Source organism: Acetivibrio cellulolyticus CD2, from assembly GCF_000179595.2.
Lineage (GTDB): Bacteria > Bacillota > Clostridia > Acetivibrionales > Acetivibrionaceae > Acetivibrio > Acetivibrio cellulolyticus.
This window is the reverse complement of sequence record NZ_JH556657.1, coordinates 896384-922792: the sequence shown is the minus strand read 5'-3', so window position 1 is coordinate 922792 and position 26409 is coordinate 896384. Positions and strand designations below refer to the sequence as shown.

General features: G+C 36.6%; 15 protein-coding genes. 13 read left to right on the top strand and 2 right to left on the bottom strand.

Annotated elements, in window-relative coordinates; genetic code table 11:
* Window positions 1-310: 310 nt before the first annotated feature.
* The 8 genes from ACECE_RS0215725 (at window position 311) to ACECE_RS0215685 (ending at window position 15034) form a co-directional block, all read left to right on the top strand.
* Window positions 311-1780 (top strand): AGE family epimerase/isomerase, encoded by a 1470-nt coding sequence (locus tag ACECE_RS0215725; RefSeq protein WP_010248963.1) that lies wholly within the window; start codon window positions 311-313, stop codon window positions 1778-1780.
* Window positions 1781-1996: 216 nt separating this feature from the next.
* Window positions 1997-2359 carry a YccF domain-containing protein gene (locus ACECE_RS0215720; RefSeq protein ID WP_010248961.1) on the top strand — a complete coding sequence of 121 codons (363 nt, stop codon included), beginning with the start codon at window positions 1997-1999 and terminating at the stop codon, window positions 2357-2359.
* A 189-nt stretch (window positions 2360-2548) separates the two neighbouring features.
* Window positions 2549-3307, top strand: a complete 759-nt coding sequence (locus ACECE_RS0215710) for an EFR1 family ferrodoxin (protein WP_010248959.1) — start codon at window positions 2549-2551, stop codon at window positions 3305-3307.
* A 55-nt stretch (window positions 3308-3362) separates the two neighbouring features.
* A complete protein-coding gene (locus ACECE_RS0215705; protein ID WP_010248958.1) occupies window positions 3363-5879 on the top strand; it encodes a stalk domain-containing protein in 2517 nt (838 codons plus the stop codon).
* A gap of 177 nt (window positions 5880-6056) precedes the next feature.
* Window positions 6057-8201, top strand: coding sequence for an ATP-binding protein (locus ACECE_RS30270; protein ID WP_083878669.1), 2145 nt, complete (start codon window positions 6057-6059; stop codon window positions 8199-8201).
* A gap of 4 nt (window positions 8202-8205) precedes the next feature.
* Window positions 8206-9771 (top strand): DUF3369 domain-containing protein, encoded by a 1566-nt coding sequence (locus tag ACECE_RS0215695; RefSeq protein ID WP_010248954.1) that lies wholly within the window; start codon window positions 8206-8208, stop codon window positions 9769-9771.
* Window positions 9772-9984: 213 nt separating this feature from the next.
* The gene (locus ACECE_RS0215690) at window positions 9985-12711 is read left to right on the top strand and encodes an MGH1-like glycoside hydrolase domain-containing protein (RefSeq protein WP_010248952.1); all 2727 of its coding nucleotides are present in this window, start codon (window positions 9985-9987) and stop codon (window positions 12709-12711) included.
* A gap of 127 nt (window positions 12712-12838) precedes the next feature.
* Window positions 12839-15034: a family 10 glycosylhydrolase gene (locus ACECE_RS0215685; RefSeq protein ID WP_010248950.1), complete on the top strand. Its 2196-nt coding sequence runs from the start codon at window positions 12839-12841 to the stop codon at window positions 15032-15034.
* Window positions 15035-15121: 87 nt separating this feature from the next.
* On the opposite strand, the gene ACECE_RS0215680 is transcribed toward ACECE_RS0215685, so the two are convergent.
* A complete protein-coding gene (locus ACECE_RS0215680; RefSeq protein ID WP_010248947.1) occupies window positions 15122-16672 on the bottom strand; it encodes a bifunctional diguanylate cyclase/phosphohydrolase in 1551 nt (516 codons plus the stop codon).
* Between the two features lie 246 nt (window positions 16673-16918).
* Between ACECE_RS0215680 and ACECE_RS0215675 the strand changes: the two genes are divergently transcribed.
* The 3 genes from ACECE_RS0215675 (at window position 16919) to ACECE_RS27775 (ending at window position 20933) form a co-directional block, all read left to right on the top strand.
* Window positions 16919-18223: a glycoside hydrolase family 1 protein gene (locus tag ACECE_RS0215675; protein ID WP_010248945.1), complete on the top strand. Its 1305-nt coding sequence runs from the start codon at window positions 16919-16921 to the stop codon at window positions 18221-18223.
* A gap of 205 nt (window positions 18224-18428) precedes the next feature.
* The gene (locus tag ACECE_RS0215670; protein WP_010248943.1) at window positions 18429-18794 is read left to right on the top strand and encodes an ArsR/SmtB family transcription factor; all 366 of its coding nucleotides are present in this window, start codon (window positions 18429-18431) and stop codon (window positions 18792-18794) included.
* A 27-nt stretch (window positions 18795-18821) separates the two neighbouring features.
* Complete coding sequence (locus tag ACECE_RS27775; protein WP_010248942.1) at window positions 18822-20933, top strand: heavy metal translocating P-type ATPase; 2112 nt, start codon at window positions 18822-18824, stop codon at window positions 20931-20933.
* A gap of 114 nt (window positions 20934-21047) precedes the next feature.
* Here ACECE_RS27775 and ACECE_RS0215660 read toward each other — a convergent pair whose 3' ends face one another.
* Entirely contained in the window at window positions 21048-23306 is a 2259-nt protein-coding gene (locus ACECE_RS0215660; RefSeq protein ID WP_010248941.1) for a glycoside hydrolase family 9 protein, read from the bottom strand.
* A gap of 399 nt (window positions 23307-23705) precedes the next feature.
* Between ACECE_RS0215660 and ACECE_RS30265 the strand changes: the two genes are divergently transcribed.
* Window positions 23706-23876 (top strand): DUF1540 domain-containing protein, encoded by a 171-nt coding sequence (locus ACECE_RS30265; protein ID WP_010248939.1) that lies wholly within the window; start codon window positions 23706-23708, stop codon window positions 23874-23876.
* Between the two features lie 142 nt (window positions 23877-24018).
* A complete protein-coding gene (locus tag ACECE_RS0215650) occupies window positions 24019-26370 on the top strand; it encodes an ATP-dependent DNA helicase (protein ID WP_010248936.1) in 2352 nt (783 codons plus the stop codon).
* Window positions 26371-26409: the final 39 nt, after the last annotated feature.

Below are 26409 nucleotides of genomic sequence, written 5' to 3'. Positions count from 1 at the left end.
TTTTAAGGAATAGCAGAAGTTATATTTTCAGCATTCATAAATATCATAAGGTAGTTCAAATATTACTTGATTTGAATTCAAGCCTCTTAACTAATTTAGTTGAGGGGTTTATTTTGTTTCTTGGAATGAAAGAGGTGAAGGCGATGGGGCTAAAATGCTACGGAGCTTTTATTTTTTCAGTTAGGAAGGTTGTAATAAACCTATAGGAAGCATCATATATAATTTAAAAGCACATTTACAGAGTTTATATGTAAAATGAAATGAAAAACACTGCTTAAAAAAAATTTGTTAATCGAAAGGTGGAAGGAATATGAAAAGCACTGAAACGTATGATATTAGTCAAATTATTTCAAATCTCCCAGACGGTGTACGGTGGAAAAACCACATTGAATACCAGCTTCTTCCGTACTGGTTAATGCCTGAAGCGTTTGGAGATCCAATTGGTAATTTCCCGACATATAGGGCAAATGACGGGTCATTGATAGATGAAAACAAGCTTCCACCCGAAATAAGTGCCGCCTTAGCATCTGGTGCCGGAAAGGAGATAATAAACCTGGATAGAAATTATATCAGGGTTCATGGCCGTCAAACCTATGCATATGGTGTAGCATACCATGTTTTGGGAGATGAAAAATACCTTGAATACGCAAAGGCAGGGGTAGATTTTTTAAGAGAAGCATTTTTTGATGGAGGCCTAGATAGAGAGGGGAATAAACTAATAGGCGTGCATTCATATTACTCAAAATCAAATAATAGATGGGAACCGGAACCAAGACAGATTAGAAGTCAGGACATGGCATACGCATTATGCGGAATGGGTTTCTATTATTACCTTACAAGAGACAAAGAAGTTTTAGACGATATTCTTGCAATAAAGAACTACATTTTCAAAACATATCTAGACAAAGGCATGGATGTATTTAAATGGGTGCTTGAAAAATCACCGGATGGGGATGATCCTGATCGTATTGAGCTGGTTGCACAGCTCGACCAGATTTACGCATACATGATTTTGTTGACTCCCTCGCTTCCTGAACCACACCAAACAAAGTGGAAAAATGATCTGGTTCATGTGGCAAAAATAATCATTGAACAGTTTTACAGTACAGAATATGGCATGTACTGGGGAGCAATAACAAATCCGCAGATTAAAAGAGTAGGAACTCCACATATGGATTTTGGACATTCTGTAAAAACAATGTGGCTTATCTACCAAATTGGAAAGATGACAAACGATATATCACTTATAAACTTTGCAAAAGAGAAAGCTATAAAAATAGTAAATACGGCTTATATTGAAGAAACCGGATCTTGGGGCAGAGGATTTGATGAAAATGGTATATTTGATCCTGATAAGGAATGGTGGGGACTTGCAGAACTTGACCAAACAACAGCTACTATCAGTCTGATAGAACCGGCCTATGCAAGATATCTCGTAAAGACATACGATTACTGGTTTAATTATATGGTAGATAATATAAACGGTGAAATTTGGCACATGGTGCGTGCGAAAGACAACAAACCGGCTTTGGAATTGCCAAAAATACACTCATGGAAGAATTCATTCCACTCATTTGAGCATGCATTAGTTTCGTATATAACCACACAGGCGCTTAAAGGTGAAAATGTTGAACTTTATTATGCGTTTTGTGATGACTTCAAAAAACAGTTTAATGAACATTTTGAAGAGACAAAACGGCTGATACGACCATACCTTTACGAGGGAAAGATTATAGCTTTTGAAGAGTCCAGGAAAATAAGTTTTACACACATAAGGTAATTAACAGGAGGGGATGTCTCAAAAGCGAGGCATCCCCAAATGATACTAAAAATCGAATTGTAAAGTGCCAATGAGAAGTTTTTATAATGTGGATTTAATTGACAGGTTTATTTATTAAGGATAAAATTTTATTGGGGTTTTATTGATTAGAAAAAGATAAATTAGAAGATTTTGAAAGACAGGGAAGTCTTTTATGATTTGAAGGGGGATAATACTATGAGGTTTTTAGGTAACATTATTTGGCTGTTATTTGGAGGTATTGTTGCGGCTATAGGGTGGTTATTGGCAGGTCTGATTCTATGTATAACAATTGTGGGTATACCATTCGGTGTTCAGTGTATGAAAATTTCGCTATTTGTATTATGGCCTTTCGGAAAAGAAGTTGAAGTTGGTAATTTTGGAGTTGGCGGGTTGCTTTTTAATATCATCTGGCTCATTTTTTTCGGATGGGAGTTTGCCATAGCACATTTTGTTTCAGGTTTGATTTTTTGTGTAACAATTATAGGAATACCGTTTGGACTTCAGCATTTTAAGCTTGCTAAGCTAGGGCTTATTCCGTTTGGTGCAAATATACATTAGGGGTTTTATAGATTTTAATCCAAATATCAGTAATGTGATATTTATAAATGGACAAGCAATTATGCTGTTTTTCGGTTAAAATAAAGGATGCAAGAGCTGGATGTATAAGGGCTGTTGCAATAGTTGAAGAATAATAAAATGTAGTATTAGCGAATAATGTTGATAAATACTTTATAGGAGGCATTTAATATGAATGGATGTATAGTTTACTTTTCAGCTACAGGAAATACTGGATATGTTGCTGATGCCATAAAGGATGAGTTCATGCATAGGGGCATACAGTGCGATATTTATGAAGTTTCTAAAAAAACCGATTTTCAAGATAAATATGATTTTTATGTTTTTGGATCACCTATTCATGCCGAATTGTTCCCGGTCTTTTATACTGAATGGGTAAAGAAAAATATAACAAAAGGTTCGGGTAGAAAGTGTATCGTGTATTCTACGCAAGGGAGCCAATCTGCCTGTGGTCCGACAGTTTTTGCTAACGATCTAAAGAAAAAGGGTTTTGAAGTGATTGTTGAAGATTGCTTTTTTATGCCAAACAACTATTATACAGTAATGTTTAAAAAGTCCTCAGAACAAGAAATCAGAGAGCTTTTGAAAAAATCAAAAGACAAAGCTGGTACTATTGTTGATAAATTTTTAAAAGATGAAAAAATATCTAACACGGCAAAGGGAAGAATATGGTGGGCAAAACCAGTTTTCAAAATGTTTACAATGTGGTCAAGAAAATGGGCAAAAAATAGCCTTACTGTTGATGCTGATAAATGTACCAGATGTGGGTTATGCCAAAGAAATTGTCCTGTGAATAATATAAGCATTGATAAAAATAATATTTCCTTTAAGGACAAATGTATTTCATGCCAGAGATGTATACATAAGTGCCCTACAAATGCGTTTTTACATAAGAAAAAGGTGATTGAACAATATAAGTTGCTAAGTTAAAATAGTATAATGTAAAACAAAAGAGAAAATTTTATTAAATAGGAGGTAGCTAAAGTTGGTAAAATTAAAATGGTTTTCGGGGGTAATAGTACTTTCGGCAATTATCAATTTATTTGCAATTCCGTCAAGTGTAAGTGCAATTACCGAGGTAGAGCAATCGAAAGTAAGTAAAGCTGTAATACTGTACATAGGAAGTTCGGATTCATATGTTAATACAATTAAAACAAAAATAGATTCGGATAACGGGAAAGTAGTTCCGATTGTTAAAAACGGCAGAACATTGGTTCCGGTAAGGTTTATTTCGGAAAGCTTAGATGCTGATGTTGACTGGGATGCTGCTACATCAACTGTTAAAATCACTTTAGGTGAAAATACTGCAATGCTGCAACCAGGAAAGAAGGATATGTTGTTAAATAATAAAAAGACAGAACTTGATGTGCCTGCCGAAATTATAGAAGGAAGAACTTATCTGCCGCTTAGAAGGCTGGTAGAAGATGTTTTGGCGAAGAACATATTCTATGATAGAAATCTTATCATTATTAGTGAAAAGGATAACGTTTTTGACAAAACAGCAGATAAGAGTTTAGTTGATGACTTAATATATTTATATGGAAGTGATAAGGCAACTACACATATTTCCGGTGGTTATTCCCATACTGCGGCAATAAAGAAAGATGGAACTGTCTGGGTATGGGGGGAAAGCTTGAGTGGAAACATCCTTACTCCTGAGAGAGTTAATGGACTGGAGAGGGTTATTGATGTATCAGCTGGGGGTGGGTATACACTAGCACTTAAGGCTGATGGAACAGTTTGGTCATGGGGTGAAAACCAAAACGGGAGACTGGGAGATGGGACAGAAGAAAATAGTGAGACCCCAGTTCAGGTAAAAGGCTTGAAGGAAATTAAGAGGATTGCAGCGTCGTATGGCGGGCATTGTTTGGCATTAAAGAGCGATGGTACTGTATGGGCTTGGGGTAACAATTCATTTGGACAGTTAGGGGATAAAACAAAAGAGACAAAGCTTGAGCCTGTTATGCTTGACACATTGCCTAAGATAGGGGACATTGCAGTTGGTCACAGTTTTTCTGTTGCACTTGATAAGGATGGTTTCGTATGGACTTGGGGATATGATAGAGAACTGCCTCAAAAAGTAGGTGGGATTAGTAATATTATTGATATTTCAGCAGGTCAAAATCATGTACTCGTATTGAAAAGTGACGGGACTTTATGGACCTGGGGAGATATCGAGGGGACTCCGGTTTATAGTGGACAGGTGAAGGGTGGCACGGATTTAACTTTACCTGTGAAGGTTGAAGAACTCCGTGGGGTTGTTGCAATTTCAGCTCAAGGAGGCCACTCGGCTGCTTTAAAAGATGATGGAAGTGTATTCGTATGGGGAGACCTGGGATATGACTCAACAATATCAAACCCACTAGTTCCTTATAAGGTTGATGAATTAAGCGGAGTCAGAGAAATAGCGTCCGGAAGTGGACATTTACTGGCTCTTAAAGATGATGGTACGTTATGGGCGTTTGGTGACAATGGATGCGGCCAGATCGGAGATGGTACTGCTATTTCAAGAAGAAAGCCTTCCGCCACATTATTTAATAGAGATCCGTTACTATTATCTGAAGGTATTGATACAGAGAGTGAGTTTGTATATAAGTTTGATGCCGAAACAGAAAAACAACTTGATAGCGTGGCAAATGATATATTATCCAAATATGGAAGCAATCAATATCAAAAATTTATCCAACGAGATAATATGGAGGTAGTTAATGTAGATAATGCAGTGGATTTTATTAATGCAATCGATTCAAATCGTGAAATAATATTAGATACTGAAGCAGTATATAATATAACAGATGCTTTAAATGAAGGTGCAGGAAGTGAAAAAGCATGCCTTGTTGAGGGGTATGATGGGCCTGAGTTAGTTATAAGTGATGTTGAGAATCTTATAATAAGATCAGAATCAAGTGAATTGGCAAATATATTGGTTAGTCCGAGTTATGTGGATGTATTAAATTTTGAAGATTCAAACAATATAATAATTGATGGGATCAACGCCGGACACGGACCAGAAAAAGGTTATTGCACAGGTGGTGTATTTTCCTTTGCAGGGTGCAAAAATATATATATAAATAATTCAGTTTTATTTGGATGTGGAACTGAAGGCATTGAACTTTCTAATGTTGATAGTTTTGTTTTCAATAATTCAGTAATTGAGGATTGTTCCAGCGATATAATGACTATAGCATCTTCTTGCAATATATTGTTTCAAAACTCGAAATTCAGATATACCGGAATTTTTGATCTTATAAATATTTCGAGTAGCAGGAATATCTTATTTTCATTGTGTGAGATAAGCAATAATGAGGCGTTATCTGGTATAGAAGGTTTTGGATATCACCTGTTCAACCTAAATGAGGTTGAACCGAAACTCATTGTTAAAGATACTGTTATACAGGATAATGAAGTAGACTATATGCAAATTTATAAGGATGACCTTTATTTTAAAAACGCTACTTTTGGTAACAATACATTTTCAAAAGGTATATATGAAATAGATTAATTCATATAATATATAATGTCAGGCTCTTACAAAAAATGTAGGAGCCTTTTTAATTTTGTAATTTGCTTTAATGTCTAATTGCAAATTCAGCCCATAAAAATTATTGAACACTAATTATTTTATTCCCATCTGCCGATAAAAAAGATAGTTTGAATTATTATATGGATGTGAAAAATTATGTCCCGACGGTTAAATATAGGTGTAATCACCCGATGTGAACAGGATAGCTATTTCGGCGTTCTTGTAGACAGTATTCATAGAACACTTAGCCGAGAGAATTGCATAATGTTTGTTATAAATACATTTATGATTTATAGGTTCAATCAAGAGGCAGGTGAGGATTCTGTTTACTATCCTCTTGCAGCGAATCATATAGATGGATGGATTGTGCTGACAGACGGTGCAAGCAACGAATACATAAGTGCTTTATATAAATCGGGAAAACCAGTTGTCCTGATAAGCAGTGAATATTCTGGAAACGGATGTTGTATGATAAATGAAGATAACATGTACGGTGCGGAGGCTGTTACACAGCACTTGATCGACCATGGACATAGGAGAATACTGTTTGTTGGATGGCTTGAAATATTAGATATGGTTCAAAGGCTTGAAGGCTATAAGAGGACGCTTATAAAAAACGGAATTGATTTTGATGAGAATTTGGTTATAAGTGCTCCGGGATCTTTGTCTTCAGATTCATTAAAAGCTATTGGAGATTCAATAGATGCTGGACTTTCTTTTACAGCAATTTTTGCAGCTAATGATCAACTTGCAATTGGAGCTATAGAAGCACTTAAAAGAGTTGGATTACTTGTACCTGAGGACATAGCTGTAATAGGATATGATAATTCCGTACATGCAATAAATTGCTCTCCAAGATTGACAAGTATGGGACAAAATATTATTGGGAAAGGAATTGGAGCTGCGGAAAGTATACTTAAGATGATAAGGGAAGAAAGTTTATGTGGAGAAACCATAAGTATAAGTTCAGATTTGGTTATCGGAAACTCTTGTGGCTGTAAAATTGAAACAAATTGTGATGAGCAAGTCACATTAGATGGCCTAAGAGCAAAAACTTTAATCATAGAAGCTTTGGAAAAATCCCAGGAAAAATACTTTGTTCTAGGCACTCAATTGCTAAATTCTGACATTAACGATATAAAAGAGTTACTTCCGAGTGTTGCAGAAAATTGTTCTTGGAAATGTATGGGCTTTTGGGAGATGGAAACAAACCATGATAGGAAACTTTATATACATAAAGTAATTGATTCCAAGTTAAAAACGGATTTTACCCCAAACATTGTATGCAAGATTGAAGATTTTCCACCTAAAGAGTTTTTACCTGATTTAGATAAACTTAACACCGAGGAGGTCGTTTGGATACGTCCTATTACTTCATCTTCAGTTAACTTAGGGATAATAGTGCATATTTCACCCATAAATATTGCAAGTACTGAGCTTACTTATGACAATACAATAGTCTTATTTAACCTCATTGGAAACGCTATGGACCGTGAGGTAGCAAATTCCAAACTTAAGAAGACTTTGGATACTCTTGAACAGACCCAGGAACAACTTATTAACTCGGAAAAAATGGTAGCTCTTGGCGGGCTTGTGGCCGGGGTTGCGCATGAAATTAATACGCCAATTGGTGTAAGTATCACAGCTGCATCTTATTTAAATGAACGGTCACAAGAATTGATGAAGTTGTTTCAGACAGAAAAGCTAAAACGTACAGACCTTCAAAGCTACCTTGATACAAGTCTGGAGACAATTAAAATCCTGACTTTAAATTTGAAAAGAGCATCGGATCTTGTCAGCAGTTTTAAACAGATTGCAGTAGATCAAACTGTTGGGGACAAGAGGCGGTTTAATGTTAAAGAATATATAAACGAAGTATTATTAAGCTTGAATCCTAAACTAAGGAAAACTATGATACAAGTCAGCGTTAAATGTCCTGATGATCTGGAAATTTACAGCTATCCCGGGTCGTTGTCTCAAATAATAACGAACCTTGTAGTTAATTCTCTTACACATGCATATAGGGACGGGGATACAGGAAAAATAACAATAGACATATATTTAGAAAATAATATAGTAAATTTTGTATATTCAGACGATGGAAGAGGTATTGAACAGAAAAATTTAGGTAAGATATTTGATCCGTTTTTCACAACAAGAAGGGGCAGCGGTGGCACAGGGCTTGGGCTTAATGTTGTATATAATATAGTTACCCAGGAGTATGGCGGCAATATTAGGTGTTCTAGTGAACTTGGGATGGGGACTGTTTTCACAATAAAATTTCCTTTAAAAGAGGGGTAACACAATGCCAAATTTAAATTCAGATGAAAAGTTCATGGATTTTTTTGATGAAACTGGTAACACCAAATCAGCTGAGTACTCAGAAACGAATAAGTGGAAGATAATGATTGTTGATGATGACAGAGAAGTACATACTGTTACCAGGCTTGTTTTAAATGACTTTGTATATAAGAATTGCAGGCTTGAGTTTCTTAGTGCATACTCGGAAAAGGAAGCTAGATTATTAATAGCTGATAATACTGATGTTGCTGTAATGCTACTCGATGTAGTTATGGAAGAGGAAGATTCCGGATTGAAGCTGGTAAATTATATTCGAAATGACCTTGAGAACGATGAGGTAAGGATTATTTTGAGGACAGGCCAGCCAGGACAGGCACCAGAGAAAAAGGTTATTTTTGATTTTGATATCAATGATTATAAGGAAAAAACAGAGTTAACTTCTCAAAAGTTGTTTACAACTATAGTTTCATCGCTTAGAGCATATGAAAGCATTCACTCTGCAAAGGTAAGCAAGAAGGGACTTGAAAAGGTAGTTGAGGCTACTAAGAACCTTTTTGAAGTACAATCTATAGAAAAACTTTCTAATATTGTATTGGAACAGATTACCAATATATATAGTAGTAATATTAAAACACAAACTGCCAACCAATCTGCTTTTGTCACCTTCAAAGACAAGGATGGATTTAAAATAACAGCAGGATCTGGACGTTTTTCAAAGCATATTAATGATTATGTAAAAGATGTTCTGACAAGTGATCAGTATTCAAATATAGAAATTGCAATTAAGGGGGGAAAAATATTATTTGTTGATGACAGTATAATAATTTATTTTAGAAGAAATTCAGATATGGAATGCATCCTTTATATAGATGGTATTCCCGAACATAGTGAAATTGACGAAAGTTTGATGGAGATATTCAGAAACAATATATCCTCAGCTTATGAAAATGCATCTTTAAATAATAAATTACATGATAGCCAGAAAGAAATTATATTTACATTGGGAGAAATTGCAGAGGCGCGATCCAAGGAGACAGGATTCCATGTAAAAAGAGTTGCGGAGTTTTCCAAGCTGCTTGCAATTAAATGCGGTATGTATGAGGAAGAGGCGGAAATAATTTCGCTTGCATCGGCTATGCATGATATCGGGAAATTAGGCATTCCCGGAAGTATACTCAATAAGCCAGGAAAACTTACACAGGAAGAATTTGAGATAATGAAGACTCATGCAACTATTGGATATGAGATGCTGAAGGATTCCGATAAGGATATTATAAAAATAGCAAGTGTTATAGCCTATACTCATCATGAAAAATATGATGGTACCGGATATCCTAATGGTCTTAAAGGAGAAGCTATACATATCTACGGAAGAATTACAGCTATAGCTGATGTTTTTGATGCTCTCTCAACAGCAAGGGTATATAAGCCGGCATGGGAAATAGACAAAGTTTTGCAGCTTTTTAGAGAAGAGAGAGGTAAGCATTTTGACCCGGAAATAATAGATGTGTTTTTTGAGAATATAAATGAAATATTGTCCATTTATGAAAACTTAAAAGACAGAGGATGAACAAGCACACACAGTATATTTTTTGAGAAGATGTGTTGATAATTCATAGTGTCAATGGGAAAACGCTATTTTAAAACAACAAAATAGCGTTTTCCCATTAACTTTTCTAATACCTATTACGATAGTATGGAATATATTGTATTAGTTAAGAAAGAAATATATAATCGTATAAGTGGTGCAGTGGATAAAACATGAACATAGGAGTTTATTATTATGCCGAACAAAATTGTTGATACTAGTGAAGCTAAGAGGTTGGAAGAGTCTAAAAACAACAAATACTCATGGCAGCATTGGGGACCATACTTAAGTGACAGACAATGGGGAACGGTCCGTGAAGATTATAGCGCTGATGGCAGTGCTTGGGAATACTTCCCGCATGACCATGCCAGATCCCGTGCATATCGCTGGGGAGAGGATGGTATAGCTGGAATTTCCGATAACAAGCAAAACCTTTGTTTTGCACTTGCTTTGTGGAACGGTAAGGATCCTATTTTAAAGGAAAGGTTCTTTGGCCTTACAGGAAATGAAGGCAATCATGGCGAGGATGTAAAGGAGTACTACTTCTATTTGGCAAATACTCCTAGTCACTCGTATATGAAGTGTCTTTACAAATACCCACACAACGCATATCCCTACGATTGGTTGGTTCAAGAGAATAAAAACAGACGAAGTTTAGAGGGTCGTGGTGGAAGAGAATTTGAACTGATAGATACAGGGGTATTTGATGAAAATCGGTATTGTGATGTCTTTATCGAATATGCAAAAAATACTCCTGAGGACATATTGATAAAGATAAGTGTGGTAAATCGCGGACCGGAAGCTCAGAGTGTTTATATTCTACCTACGCTTTGGTTTAGAAATACATGGTCATGGGGTTATTCATGGGAATCAAAGCCCTCAATAAAGCTAATTGAGTCAAAAGGAAAATTTGGTGTTCTGGAAGCGGATCACCAAAAGCTAGGTAGCCGATGGTTATATTATGAAGAACCAAACGAAGTTATATTTACTGATAACGAAACAAATATGGAGCGATTCAATAAACCAAATATGAACCCATATGTCAAGGATGGTATAAACAGGTATATCGTTGATGGAGTTAATGATGCTGTAAATCCAGCTAAAACCGGAACAAAGGCTTCTGTGTGCTACAAGCTTAATATAGGGGCTGGGGAGTCTAAAACAATACGCTTGAGGTTAAGTGACAGGAAGGATATGGATAGTCCGTTTGATTTGGATTATGATAATGTGTTTACAACTCGGAAGATTGAAATGAATGCGTTCTACGACTGTGTATGTCCTCCTGATATAACTGAAGATCTTAAAAATATACAAAGGCAAGCGTTCGCTGGTTTGCTTTGGACGAAACAGTTTTACTATTACTCTGTTAAGCAATGGCTTAATGGGGACCCTGCATGTCCGACGCCGCCGCAGGATAGAAAAAAAGGCAGAAACAATGAATGGATACATATACATTGCAAAGATGTTATTTCTATGCCGGATAAATGGGAATACCCATGGTTTGCAGCCTGGGATCTTGCGTTTCATACCATACCATTATGCTTGATTGATCCTGATTTTGCAAAGCAGCAGCTTCACTTGTTTACCAAGGAATGGTATATGCATCCTAATGGACAAATGCCGGCATATGAGTGGGCTTTTGGCGATGTAAACCCACCGGTTACAGCATGGGCTGTCTGGGAAGTTTACAAAATGGAAGAAAAGTTTTATGGGCGTAAGGATACTGATTTCTTAAAGCGCATGTTTAATAAACTTCTGCTGTATTTTACCTGGTGGGTAAACCGTAAGGATACTTATGGAAATAACATATTTGAAGGAGGGTTTCTTGGCCTTGACAATATTTCTATGTTTGACAGAAGTCAACCTGGAATACCCAATATTTTGATAGAGCAATCGGATGGGACAGCATGGATGGGAATGTATTGCCTCAATATGCTTAGAATCTCATCGGAGATTTCAAAGTCAGACCCAGCATATAGGGAATGGGGAGGCAAATTTTTGCAGCATTTCTTCTATATAGCTGATGCTATGAATCATATTGGTGGAGATGGAGTCAACCTTTGGGATGAGGACGATAAATTCTATTACGACTTAATGAGGTTGCCAGGCAGGGTGGAAAGCATTAAGGTGCGTTCAATGGTTGGGCTTATACCTATTTTTGCTGTAGAGAACTTAGGATTTGAAGAATTGTTCAAAGATAACCCTGCAGATTTTTCAAGTTCTTCTGACTATCAAGACTTGAAGACTCAGCTTAACTGGTATATGAAAAACCGTCCTGATTTGATAAGCCACAAGAATATTTTTATTAAAGGGTCAGAAGGTGATTATAACCCTGATTCAAAGGGTGTTTTCTTATCACTTGTAGAAAAGGATAGGCTTGGGCAAATTTTGGAGAAAATGCTTGACGAAAATGAGTTTTTAAGTCCGTATGGAATAAGGTCACTGTCAAAGTACCATGAGAATAATCCTGTTTGTATTAATGTCGACGGAAAGGATTATAGGATGAAATATGAACCGGCTGAGTCCTCTACGGGTATGTTTGGGGGAAATTCAAACTGGAGAGGGCCTATATGGTTTCCGCTGAATTATATGATTATTGAGGCTTTGCAAGAGTTTTATAATTATTTTGGAGACAGTTTCAAGGTTGAGTGCCCGAAAGGCTCCGGTAAAATGATGAATTTGTGGGAAGTCTCAGAAGAATTATCAAAACGCCTTATAAATATATTCCAAAGAGATCTGTCACAAGATGGAAGAAGGCCTGTCTATGGAGATACGGATAAATTTCAGAGTGATCCATCATGGAAAGATCTGATTCTATTTTATGAATACTTTCATGGTGATAATGGAGCCGGGATAGGTGCAAGTCATCAAACTGGATGGACGGGGCTAATTGCCAAATTAATTGGGCAAAGGAACAGCTAAGGAACAGCCAAAGTTATATTTTTAGCCTTCTAAAAAAGCAATGAAAAATATGGTTGTTTCAGTTGCAGTGCAAAAATGATAGACTAGAATAAAATAATGAATAGTTACAATGTTATGGGGGATTAAAATGGTTAATAAGAAGGTTGTAAGGGTGTTTTTTGCAGCTTTTATTGCTGCTGTGATGATATTTGCAGTTTTACCCGTAAATATATTTGCGGAGGCAAACCCTTGGGATGCCTATTCGGATTTTATACCTAATGAAACACCGATAGTGAAAAGGGAACTTAGAGGAACATGGATCAGCACTGTAGTAAATCTGGATTGGCCTACAAGTGATACAAAGAAAATAGCAAATGATGCTGAACGTATACAGAAGAGTAAGGATGAGCTCATTGCAATTTTAGACAGGGTAGTTGAGATGAATATGAATGCAGTATTCTTCCAGGTTAGTCCTGAGGCAGATGCGTTCTACAAGTCAGATATTGTGCCGTGGTCAAGGTATCTTACAGGAACTTTTGGAAAAGATCCCGGATTTGATCCTCTCGCTTTTGCTATTGAGGAAGCACATAAAAGAAATCTCGAATTTCACGCGTGGTTTAACCCTTACAGGGTGTCTGTAGATATAAAGGATACAACGAAGGCATCACTTAATGTAGAAAAGAGTGTTTACAAGGAACATCCTGAATGGATAAAAACCTCCATGAGTAGATATGTAGTCGACCCAGGAATACCTGAAGCGAGAGAGTGGGTAATTGACCGTGTTATGGAAGTTGTAAATAATTACGATGTGGATGGAGTGCATTTTGACGACTATTTCTACTATGAAAAAACTGTAGGTGAACTAAATGATCAGGGCACTTATGAAAAATATAACAATGGGCAGTTTTCAAATATAGGTGATTTTAGAAGAAATAATACTTATCTTCTGGTAAGTAAGCTTTCTCAAGAAATAAGGTCGGCAAAATCATGGGTAAAGTTTGGTATTAGTCCTGCAGGAATATGGGGCAACAAAAAGGATGGTCTTCCAAACGGTTCAAATACCGAGGCGAGTTTTACCAATTATGATAGTTGTTTTGCAGACACTAGAAAATGGGTTGTGGATGAACTTATTGATTATATCGCACCTCAAATCTATTTTTCCTTCGGCTATTCTCGCGCAGCATATGGAGAATTGGCAACATGGTGGTCTAACGTATGCCGGGGCAAAAATGTGCATCTTTATATAGGCGTCGCGCTTTATAGATTAAATGACAGCAGTGATAAATATTTTACGATTGAAAACGGCATTCCTGAGTTTACAAGGCAGCTTAAGTTTAATACTGTTAAGCCTGAAATAATGGGTGATATAATGTTTAGAGTTCAGAATTTAAATGATGCAAAAAAACAGCAGGCTGTGAACACTATAAAGAGCGGTTTAAGATATACCAAAGCACTTATTCCGGTTATGGCCTGGAAAGGTGGCAAAGCTCCTGAGGTTCCTGTAGATGGCAAGATAGAAGCGTTATCAAATTTACTAAAGCTGACATGGACCGATAATGACTCCGATACGGCCTATTATGCAGTTTACCGATTTAATATGGGTGAAAGTATAGATATTACTTCAGATGCAAGTGCAAAGAAGCTTATTGCTACTATCAGGAAGACCCAAAATGGTATGCAGGAGTTTGTAGATACTTCATCTAATGATTCGGAAAAAGTTTTTTACGTTATAACCGCGTTAGATAGGCTTCACAATGAAAGCGGAGGACTAACAATTACTACAAAACAATCCAAATACTTCTCTGATGTAGGTATGAAATACTCATGGGCTATCAATGCTATTGACACACTCTATGAGAAAGGTGTGGTCCAGGGGGTAGGAAAAGGCGCTTTTAATCCAGGAAAGTTTACCAAAAGAGGAGATTTTACCATTATGGTAGTTAAAGCGCTGAGTTTTAATGCCGATTTCACGGAAAACTTCAAGGATGTAAAAAGGGATTCGTATTACTACAATGAAATAGGCATAGCTAAAGAACTTGGAATTGTAAAAGGCAATGGAGAAGGCTTTAACCCTGAAGGAAATATAACCAGACAGGATATGATGGTTATTATACTAAAAGCTCTTGAAGTTAAGGGGGTTAAATATGAAAAGGCCGGTGATGAGTATTTATCGAGATATAGTGATAAAAATAAGATCAGTGATTATGCCAAAGATTCAGTAGCTTTTCTTACGAAGTTGGGGATTGTAAATGGATCCGAAGGGAAGGTAAATCCAAAGCAGCTTGCTACAAGAGCTGAAATTGCTGTAATTCTTCAAAAAGTACTGGATACTGTTCTAAAGTAGTGGCATAACCTGATCACAGGACATCTGCCAAAAGCTTTAGTGGGAGAATTTTAAGAAGGTATTTAAAGGATGAAAAAGCTATCTTGTTTAGATAGCTTTTTTGTATTCTTCACTGTTTTTCATAACATTTATTAAAATGTTGACAATTTCCGGATCGAATTGTGATCCTGAATGGTGTTCAAGTTCCAGAAATGCTTCATTCATGTTCATACTCGAACTATAAGGACGTTCAGATAATATTGCGTCAAAACAATCGGCTACACATAATATTCTTGCACCAAGGCTAATGGATTTACCTGCCAGTCCATGGGGATAACCGTGGCCATCATATCTTTCGTGGTGGTGGATAACATAGTCAATAAGCTGATTCATGTTCAAAGGTTCTAGAATATTGGCGCTATATAATGGGTGTTGTTTAATTATTTCTTGTTCGGCATCAGTCAATTTTTCCTTTTTACTGAGAATCACCTTTGGAATTTCTACTTTTCCGATATCATGAAGCAACCCTGCATATTGGAGCATACTTATGTCTTTTAGATTTAGATTGAGAGCTTCCCCTATCTTTACTGCATAATGAGCTACACGTTCCGAATGCCCGCGAGTGTACATATCCTTGGCTGATATGGTGCTAAGTAGTGCCTTGAATACTCCTATCATATGCTGGTGGTCTGAACTAATATTCTTTTTGAGTTTTACCAATATATCCTGATAAAAGTGAATATTATCTTTGCCCAGGTTCTTGGAGTGATATAGTGCCATATCTGCCTGATTGATAAGTTCATCTTTGTTATCTGCCATATCCGGATAAACAGACAATCCCATTGAAAGGGTTATATTACTGTAAGAGTTTTCTTCAAAGTAGTTGGTCTTTTGTTTTTCAAATAAATTCCGTATTCTATGGGCGATCTGACTTGCAGATTGGAGATTTGAACTTGGAAGAATAATTGCAAACTCGTCACCTCCATACCTGCAGACAGTGTTTCCATCTCCTGCTGCTTCTTTAAGTATTGAGGCTGTTCCTTTTAATATATCATCACCGTAGTCATGTCCACTAATATCATTGCACATCTTAAAATTATCTATGTCTATCATGATTAAAGCAATACAGTCCCTGGTTAATTTTAACTTTTCAATTTCATTATCAAGTGTTGAATTAAAAAATCTATGATTATAAGCTCCTGTCAGATCGTCGGTTACAGAAAGTGTCTCCAGCTTGGATTTTTGCTCTTGCAGTTCTTCTTTTTGCTTTTCTTGCTTATTTGAGAGAATAGCCATAACAATTGAAGAAAGAATAGTAAGCACCTTTGAGGTAAAGCCCGCTAATATACCAATCATAGGGTGTGCCATGTAGGCATAGGAAAGTAATACAATTTCAAATAAGTTTATAAATAATCCAATAAACAGGCCAAAAAATCTGAAACGAAAGGCAAGGTATATTGCGGCAAATATCTGAAACTGTCCGAGTATCTGTTTGAAACTTTGGTCGGATGCGGGAAGCATAAGAAGCACCGACATCAATATATATAGGGCTTCAACTAAAATAAATTCAAAAATTTTAATCTTGGTATTAAAATATTTCGTTTTTAGAAATTTAAAGTCTATATTGAGTGATGAAAAAAGTTTATTTAATATAGTCATTGCTAAGCTCCTAACCTTTTCTAGTGTGCTCTAATGCCATTGCTGCAAAATAAAATTTTACTTTTTATATTTGTGCAGTTGCATAAGTATATCGAGAATTATTGTAATGCTTTATATAATATAAAAGCTTTTATATTATATCACATATTCTGGAATAGCAGAATATGTTTCCACTATTATTCTTAAGTGCACATAAACCCAATAAACTGAATATCTATAAAATAGGTGCTTTATGGGGGTGTAACAATGGAAAGTTTTGTGTTACCTGAAGATTTTTTATTGGGGACAGCTACAGCCAGCTTGCAAATTGAAGGCGGAGATAAGAATAACACATGGTATAAGTGGTGTGAGGAGGGGCATATAAAGGATGGCTCAAGCTGCATTACAGCATGTGACCACTGGAACCGGGTTGAACAGGATACAGAGCTTTTGATCCAGATGAATGTAAATACGCATAGGATGAGCCTTGAATGGAGCAGAATTGAACCGAAGGCAGGAGAGTTTTCCAGTGAGGCTATTGAGCATTACAGGAATGAGATAAATCTGCTAATAAAGAATGGAATAAAACCGCTTATTACGCTTCATCATTTTTCAGAGCCACTTTGGTTTTATGAAATGGGGGGGTGGCTGAAAACAGGCAATTCCAATTATTTTCTCGAATACGTCAAATATGTTATTGAGCATCTTGGTGATGAGGTATGCGAATGGATAACTTTCAATGAGCCTAATGTTTATACTAAGTTTGGTTATATTTTTGGTTTGTGGCCTCCGGGACATAGAAAGCTATCTATGAGCTCGAAGGTTTGTTCAGAAATAATTAAGGCACACGTAAAGGCATATCAAATTATTCATAGTATTAGGAAAGAAATGGGGTTTAACGGCAAAACAAGAGTTGGATTTGCTATGCATATACGTATTTTTTGTGGTGTTACCTTTATGGGAAGATTGCTTTCTAAAGCTGCTGATTATTTTTTTCACGAATTATACATGGAGGGAATGATAAAGAGCAATATAAAGTTCCCATTGTCTGTAAACGGTCACAAACATACCGCAGCTACTTATGCTGATTTCATAGGAATAAACTACTATACGCGGAATATAATAGAGTTTTCATTTAGTCCTTCAAATTTATTTCATTCTATTAGAAATGACAATGAACTTGATAAGAATGACCTTGGATGGGATATATATCCTGAAGGCATATATTCCGTTTGCAAAAAGTATTATGAGCGCTACAGACTTCCAATATACATAACTGAAAATGGAATTAGTGATAAAAGTGATTCAAAGAGACCGAATTTTATATGCAGCCACCTTGCCAATATCGCGAAAGCAATAGGGGAAGGAACTGAGATTCAAAGGTATTACCATTGGACCTTGATGGATAACTTTGAATGGTTGGATGGTCAGGAAGCAAACTTTGGTCTGTATCATTGTAACTTTGAAACTCAGGAAAGGACAATTAGACCTGGGGGCAATCTTTACAGCATGATCTGCAAAGAAAAGAAATTAACTGATGAAATGATGGATGAATTCTTGAAAGCCAAGTAAAATCAAATACGCTAATTTAGAGTTAAGGGCATAGGGGCTTAAAGGGATAGGTCATGCACCATGAACTATCTTAAGCCTCTATTTTGGTAAAAAGTGATATTTAAGAAAAGCAAATCTTGACATGTAACCTTGATGAGGTTTATAATCTCTATAGAACATATGAATACATGTTCAAATATACATGTTTGATTAGAGGAGAATGATAATGGATAACAATAAAGATATTCTTAAATGCGATTGTACTACGATACATCAAGATATTGTTGACAGTGTCAGGTCCAATATGCCTTCGGAAGAAAATCTTTATGATATTGCTGAACTTTTTAAGGTATTTGGAGATACTACAAGGATAAAAATAATCTGTGCTTTGTTTGAGGCTGAAATGTGTGTATGTGATATTGCAAATCTTCTTAATATGACACAGTCTGCAATTTCTCATCAGCTCAGGGTATTAAAGCAAGCACGACTTGTGAAGTATAGGAGGGATGGGAAAATAGTTTACTATTCATTAGATGATGAACATATTAAACATATATTTAATCTGGGTTTGGCACATATAAACGAAGAGTAAATACGAGGTGCGGAAGAAGGGGTTATTATGGATAATAAGAAAGAATTGATATTAGATGGGCTTGGTTGTGCAAGTTGTGCATCGAAAATTGAAGATGAAGTCAGGAGCATCAAGGGTGTTAAAAATGCTTCGGTTGATTTTGTCTCCAGTAAACTTACCATTGAGGCAGAGAATGAAAGTCTTTTAGGGGAAATATCTATTGCGGTAGCAAAGGTTGTAAAGAATATTGAAGTGGATATAAATGTAGTTGAGCCGGGAGAAGGTAGTAAAATTGTAAGTCCATTTAGCATGAGGGTTAACAAAAAGATAGCAATTAAGTTTGCAGCAGGAGCAATATTATTTTTTACGGCGCTGATATTTAACCTTCCATTTTTGTTGGAGTTATTTCTGTTTATTGCGAGTTACTTGATTTTGGGTTTTGATGTAGTTGTTAAGGCATATAAAAATATTGTAAAAGGACAGGTTTTTGATGAAAACTTTTTAATGAGTATTGCAACTATAGGGGCTTTTGCCATCGGTGAGTATCCTGAAGGGGTTGCAGTTATGTTGTTCTATCAGATAGGAGAGATATTCCAGGACATGGCCGTAAATCACTCCAGAAATTCAATCAAGGCATTGTTTGATATTAGACCTGACTATGCCAACCTTAAGGTAGATGGAGATATAAGAAAAGTGTCACCGGAGGAAGTTCATATAGGTAATTTGATAGTGGTTAAGCCTGGAGAAAAGGTACCTTTAGATGGAAAGATTGTTGAAGGTAGATCTGTAGTAGATGCATCAGCTTTGACAGGGGAATCACTTCCGGTTGAAGTTGAAGCCGGAAGTGAAATTCTATCAGGAGTTATAAACAAGAATGGTCTTATTACAGTAGAGGTAACAAAGGAGTTTGCACAGTCTACCGTATCAAAAATTCTTGACCTGGTAGAGAATGCCAGCAGTAAAAAGGCTGCAACAGAGAACTTTATAACAAAATTTGCGAGGTACTATACACCGGCAGTTGTTATAATAGCTGCATTACTTGCAGTAATTCCGCCATTGATAATAAGAGGTGCTTCATTTGCAGAATGGCTAAATAGAGCGCTTGTATTTCTGGTAGTGTCATGTCCATGTGCTTTGGTGGTGTCTATTCCTTTAGGATTCTTTGGAGGGATAGGCGGTGCATCAAAAAATGGTATTTTGATTAAGGGAGGCAACTTCCTGGAAGCATTAAATAGTATCGACACTGTTGCGTTTGATAAAACAGGTACTTTGACAAAAGGCGTGTTTAAAGTCACAGAAGTTAAGCCAATGATCGGTTTTTCAAAAGATGAGGTTTTAAAGTTTGCCGCATATGGAGAAAGTTTTTCAAATCATCCAATTGCAGTATCTATAATAAGTGCATGCAAAACTAAAATTGACAAAGGAAGCATCGAAAACTATACGGAAATTCCAGGCTATGGCTTGAAGGTGAGTGCTGAGGCAAAAGAAATACTGGTTGGAAATTCGAAGTTGATGGATATGGAGAAAATAGAATGGACTAAAGTTGATGACATTGGAACTATAATATATGTTGCTGTTGGAGGTAAGTATGCAGGGTATATTGTCATATCTGATGAGATAAAGGATGACTCTTCAAACACAGTGCAGGCACTTAAGAAAATGGGAGTACGCAGAACCATCATGCTTACTGGCGACAATAGCACTACAGCATCTAAAATTGGAAGGGAATTGGGATTGGATGGAGTATATTCAGAACTTCTTCCAGACCAGAAGGTTGAAAGGTTTGAAGACCTTTATAAGAATAGGTTGACTAAAGGTAATATATTGTATGTAGGTGATGGAATAAATGATGCGCCTGTAATTGCAAGAGCTGATGTAGGGATTGCAATGGGGGCATTGGGGTCGGATGCAGCAATAGAAGCGGCAGATATTGTTCTGTTAACTGATGAGCCTTCAAAGCTGTTAAGTGCAATTAAGATTGCAAGAAGAACTCGTAACATAGTATGGCAAAACATTGTTTTTGCTTTGTCTATTAAAGCTTTAGTGCTGATATTTGGAGCTTTTGGGATTGCAACAATGTGGGAGGCAGTATTCGCTGATGTTGGAGTAGCATTGTTGGCAGTACTAAATTCCATGCGTGCGATGAATGCAGGTAAATAAATCTCGGGGGCATTTAGCCCTGCTCGATTTCGTCTCTTCACTTCGTTCGAAAGAGGCAAAATAAAAGCCGATCCTTTAAAGAATCGGCTTTTATAGCATGGTGATAATTAGCAATTAGCTGATTAGGTCTGGTATAGGGAACCTACTTATCATTCCTAATAGACGCTGTCTCATATATGCCAGGTCTATTGAAGTAACACCGCCAACTCCGTCAACATCTGCAACCATTTTGGATTTGCTGTTTGTATTAATAATAGTTGGCATTCCGAGAAGATGTTGTCTTACAATTCCCATGTCAATTGAATTAAAAGTACCTGATAAATCTACATCTCCAACAATGATAGAGGATGTAGTACCTGGGCTAGGTACATTTGACGGGGAAGGTGTAGCAGGTTTGGTTGTAGGAGTTGGTGAGGCAGGTTTTACTGTAGAGCTTGGTTGTGGTGTGCTTCCATCCGGCTCAACTCCAAAAATAAATTTACCGGCATCATAAACAGGTATGTTGGCTACTACAGCACTATTTTTTGTAGCACCTATATATGACCAGTCATTTGTGTTATCCCATGGTGCGCCTGATGGTGGCTGGATGTACATCTGAATTTCCTTCTGGTGATCTGAGTTGCTTCCTGGGAAAATATTGGTTCCTGTCAGGTCAGCTTCAACATAATAAATGTTCTTGGCTTCATCATAAACGATAGGTTTTGATATTTTCTTTGAAGTTGCAGCAGTGTAGTTAAAACCTGTTGTTATCTGATCAGGGTCATATCCTGCAGAAACATATTCTGAAAGGTCCATAAAATATCTGTATGAAAGTGTTTTTATATTTCTTGCAGGCCAACCTGATTTGTTGAATACTTTTGCATTTATTTCTGCCTTATTTGCACCTGTTACAGTAGCCTGAACATAAATTTCGTCATTTGTTGGCTTTTCTATCGCATTAAAGTTTGCAATTGGGTCTCCGCCATACTCATCATACATTTTTGCAAGAACCCCAACAAAACCTGCATTGTAGTCACATGCAACCTCATTTGTTACATAATCTGATACCATATCACTGTATGCATCTGCAGCACTTGGACCTCCAACAAGAGCACCAACCAATGTGTGTCTGTGATATGTAGGAACATTCATGCTATCGCACCACGAACTTTGAGCGGTTCTGTGGTGAGGGTGTTGAGGATATTTATCTCCGTAACCGATTTCATAGCTCATTCCTGAACTTCCGAGACAGTAATCAACTTGCTGTTTTGCAAAGTTCATATATGTAACTTTTTTATCAGAAGAACAGCCCTCGTAGTCTGAGTACAAAGCTGCAAGAAAAGCTGTAGTTGTTGAATATCTTAAAGGACCCCATGAAGTGAGATGTGCTAAACCTTTAGGGCTGTATGTTATACGAGCGTCTCCATATCCAACAGACCAGAAATCAAGATGCCTTTCTAAAGTATCTTTATATAAATCCTTACCGGTAATCTTTAGCAATAGAAGTGCGGCTCCTAAGTGAACATCATCCCAACAATGTGCCCATTTGTAAGCGATGTCAGTAGTACGTTCTTCTACGGCCCAATTAGCTACATTTGCTTCAGCTTTTTCAAGATATGTTTTATCTCCGGTTGCCATATAGAGAAATGTACCAGCCCACGAAAGTTCATCGGACCATCCGCTCCATGATCTATAGAAGTTCATTGCTTCAATATAGCCGGCATCACTTTTTGATGTTTCAGCAAAACTATAGAGTTCTGCTGCGTGCTTTAAGCAAAGTTCAGCATAATCAGGATTTGTGTCCTTATACACAATAGCTGTTGCTGCAAGAGCAGCAGCTGTCTCTGCACAAACAGTAGAACCAGGTGCAGCAGAAGTTACCTTGTATGAAGGTCTCGCTGCCTGAAGATCTATACATTCGGCAGGTACCCACCATCTGTGGTCAGCATCACCGTTACCAACCTGATAGTAATATACATCTTTTGATGGGTGGCATTTAATAAAGTAGTCTGATGCCCATTTGATCTGATCCATCATGTATTGAAGTTGCCCAGATTTTTCAAATGCGTCCTTGTACTCAATTACTTCCCACGCAAGCATTGCAGTTGTGTAAGCCATAGGGAGATTAAATTTAACATGATCTCCTGCATCAAACCAACCACCTGTAAGGTCAAGACCTGCATCCGAACCGTCACCCAGACAGGCATCTCCACGCCAGTTAGTACGCATATTGTCGGGAAGTTTGCCTGCCATTTGGAATTCATAGAACATTATTGCTTTTTGGAGTGCTTCTCCATAGTTATAACCTGCTGCCGCTGATACAGTTGCTGATGGAGCGACAAGAAGAGTTGACAGAATTGCAGCGATTATAAATGTGCTGATAAGTTTTTTCATACTTCATTTTCCTTTCTTAAATTTATTTAATACAGTATACGAAAATGCCATATACAGCATTAGAAGGCGATAAACTTAATAATTGGCGTTTAAAAAACTTGATTTAATGGACTTATGTCAATATTAAATAAGTAATTTTCAAAACGCCATTTTTAGAAATAATTATCCGATTTTAAATTGTATTTTTGTGTGAGGTTTGCTACATTGAATGTTGGGAGGAATAGATTGACAATCAAATTCTAAGTCAATTATATAATAATTTGGTGTTGATGTAAACTTATAAGTAATTAATATAGTTAATTGCAATCAGTTTTTGAAATTTGTGGATGTATCAAAAAAACTCTTTTTTATAAAAATATTATTGCAGGCAAATCACTTCAAAAACGGGAGGAAAATATAATGAGAGCTAGTAAAATGAGCCACGCTAATGAGGGAATAAAGTGTGAAGTAAATACTTGTTACTTCTATATGAATGGCGACCACTGTACTGCTGACATGATTGAAGTCCAGCACAAAAATGCACACACTTCACAGGAAACAGACTGTGCAACATTTAAACCACAGGCATAAAGTATTTAGATTTAAATTCTGCCGGCAAAGTTCGATTCTTAGCCGGCAGAGCTACATTCATAAGGTTTTTTTTCCTGATTTAATTTGAGCTATACTTGGGTTATAATAGGAATACAGTCAATTAATAAAAGGTTGAATACTTATGAATATGGATAAAAAGGAAATAAAGGTATCTGTCCGGAATTTGGTAGAGTTCCTTTTGCGTGAGGGTGACATCGACAGCAGCTTTTTTCGTGTCAATAGAGCTGTAGAGGGAACCAGAATTCACAAAAAGATTCAAAAATCCCAGAAGGAAGACTATAGACCGGAAGTTACTCTTAAATATAATGTTGAATATGAGGAATTTGTACTGTCTATTGAAGGTCGTGCAGATGGAATTATTGAAGACAGTAACGGTGTTGTAATTGACGAGATAAAGAGTACTATGTCGCCACTTGAGACTATTGATGAAAACTACAGTAAAGTGCATTGGGCGCAGGCAAAGTGCTACGCTTATATATATGCAACTTTAAATAACATTGAAGAAATTAATGTGAGACTTACCTATTGCCATTTGGATACCGAAGAGATCAAATATTTAGTCAGAACTTTCACTATTCTCCAGTTGAAAGAATTCTTCGATGGGCTGATTCAAACCTACTATAGTTGGGCAAAACTCGTATATGATTGGCAGGAAGAAAGAGAACAATCCATAAAAAATATGAAATTTCCTTTTGAAGTGTATAGAAAGGGTCAGAGGGAGCTTGCGGTTGCTGTTTATAAGACGATAACTTCAAGTAAAAATATATTTGTGAAGGCTCCTACGGGAACAGGAAAAACTATTTCAACGCTTTTCCCAGCCATAAAGGCGATGGGTGAAGGTCATACCTCTAAAATATTCTACCTGACTGCAAAGACTATTACAAGAAGTGTAGCTGAAGAAGCTTTTTCAATAATGAGATCAAAGGGGCTTAAATTTAAAACAGTTACCCTTACCGCAAAAGAGAAAATTTGTATCAAGGAAAAGCCCAGCTGTAATCCTATAGACTGTGAGTTTGCAAAAGGACACTTTGATAGGATTAACGATGCGGTTATGGATATATTGACTCATGAAAATGAGTTGAAGAGGGACACTATTGAAATGTATTCGAGAAAGCATAGGGTGTGCCCTTTTGAATATTCACTCGACCTTACTCTGTGGGCGGATGCAGTTATTTGCGACTATAATTATGTTTTTGACCCAAGGGTATATTTAAAAAGGTTTTTTACTGAAAAGGGTGATTATACTTTTTTGGTTGACGAGGCTCATAATTTGGTTGACCGGGCTAGAGAGATGTACTCGGCGGAACTTTACAAAAAGCCTGTTCTTAAGATGAAGAATGAAATGAAGGAGCTAAGTCCTAAAATATCAAAAGTTCTTGGCAGGTTAAATATATTCATGCTCAATATGAAGAAGCTGTGTAATGAAAAAGGCTTTTATGTAAGTAGTGAAGGGGATAAGGATATTTATTCTATATTAAGGAAGTTTGTAAGTGAATGTGAGGAGTATCTTGCAAAAAATGAAAATACAAAAATGGGAGATGAACTTTTAGAGCTCTATTTTGATGCACTTATATGCATAAAGATTTGTGAACTCTATGATGAAAGATATGTTACCTATATAGAAAAGCAGGGTGACGATGTCAAGCTTAAGTTGTTTTGCCTGGATCCAGCATACCTTTTGGGTGAAGCGTTGAAAAAGGGAAAGTGTGGCATCTTTTTTTCTGCAACTCTTATTCCTTTGGATTATTATAGAGGGATATTGGGAGGAAATACTGATGACTATACAATGAGCATTGAATCACCTTTTAGTGTTGACAATAGAAAGCTTCTGGTGGCAGACAGTATATCTACAAGGTATATAAACAGGGAGAGAAGCTATAAGCATATAGTTGAATCAATAAGGAATTTGACACATTGCAAATGTGGGAATTATCTCATATTCTTTCCATCATATCAGTACATGAACAATGTCTATGACGTCTTCTGCAAAGAATACCCTGATGTTAAAGTTCATGTTCAGTCCAATATAATGACTGAAGAAGAGCGGGAGAATTTCCTTGGATTTTTTATTCCAGATCCATCTGAGACTACAATTGGTTTTTGTGTGATGGGTGGAATTTTCTCTGAGGGAATAGACCTTAAGAGTGATAGATTGATAGGTACTGTTATTGTAGGTGTTGGATTGCCTCAAGTATGCCTGGAAAGGGATATTATCAGGGATTATTTTCAGGAAAGAAACAGTCAGGGGTTTGAATTTGCTTATATGTTTCCGGGAATGAACAAGGTTATGCAGGCAGCTGGCAGGGTTATAAGATCGGAGACAGATAAGGGAATTATTTTACTTATAGATGAGCGGTTTACCAATAGGAGCTATCTTAACCTGTTTCCAAAGGAATGGTTTCCATATGCCAGAGTGGTTAAAACAAATGATATAATCAAGTATGTAACTGAGTTCTGGAGAGAAGAGATATGATGGAACAAATAAGATGCACAGTTCAATAAGATAAATTTT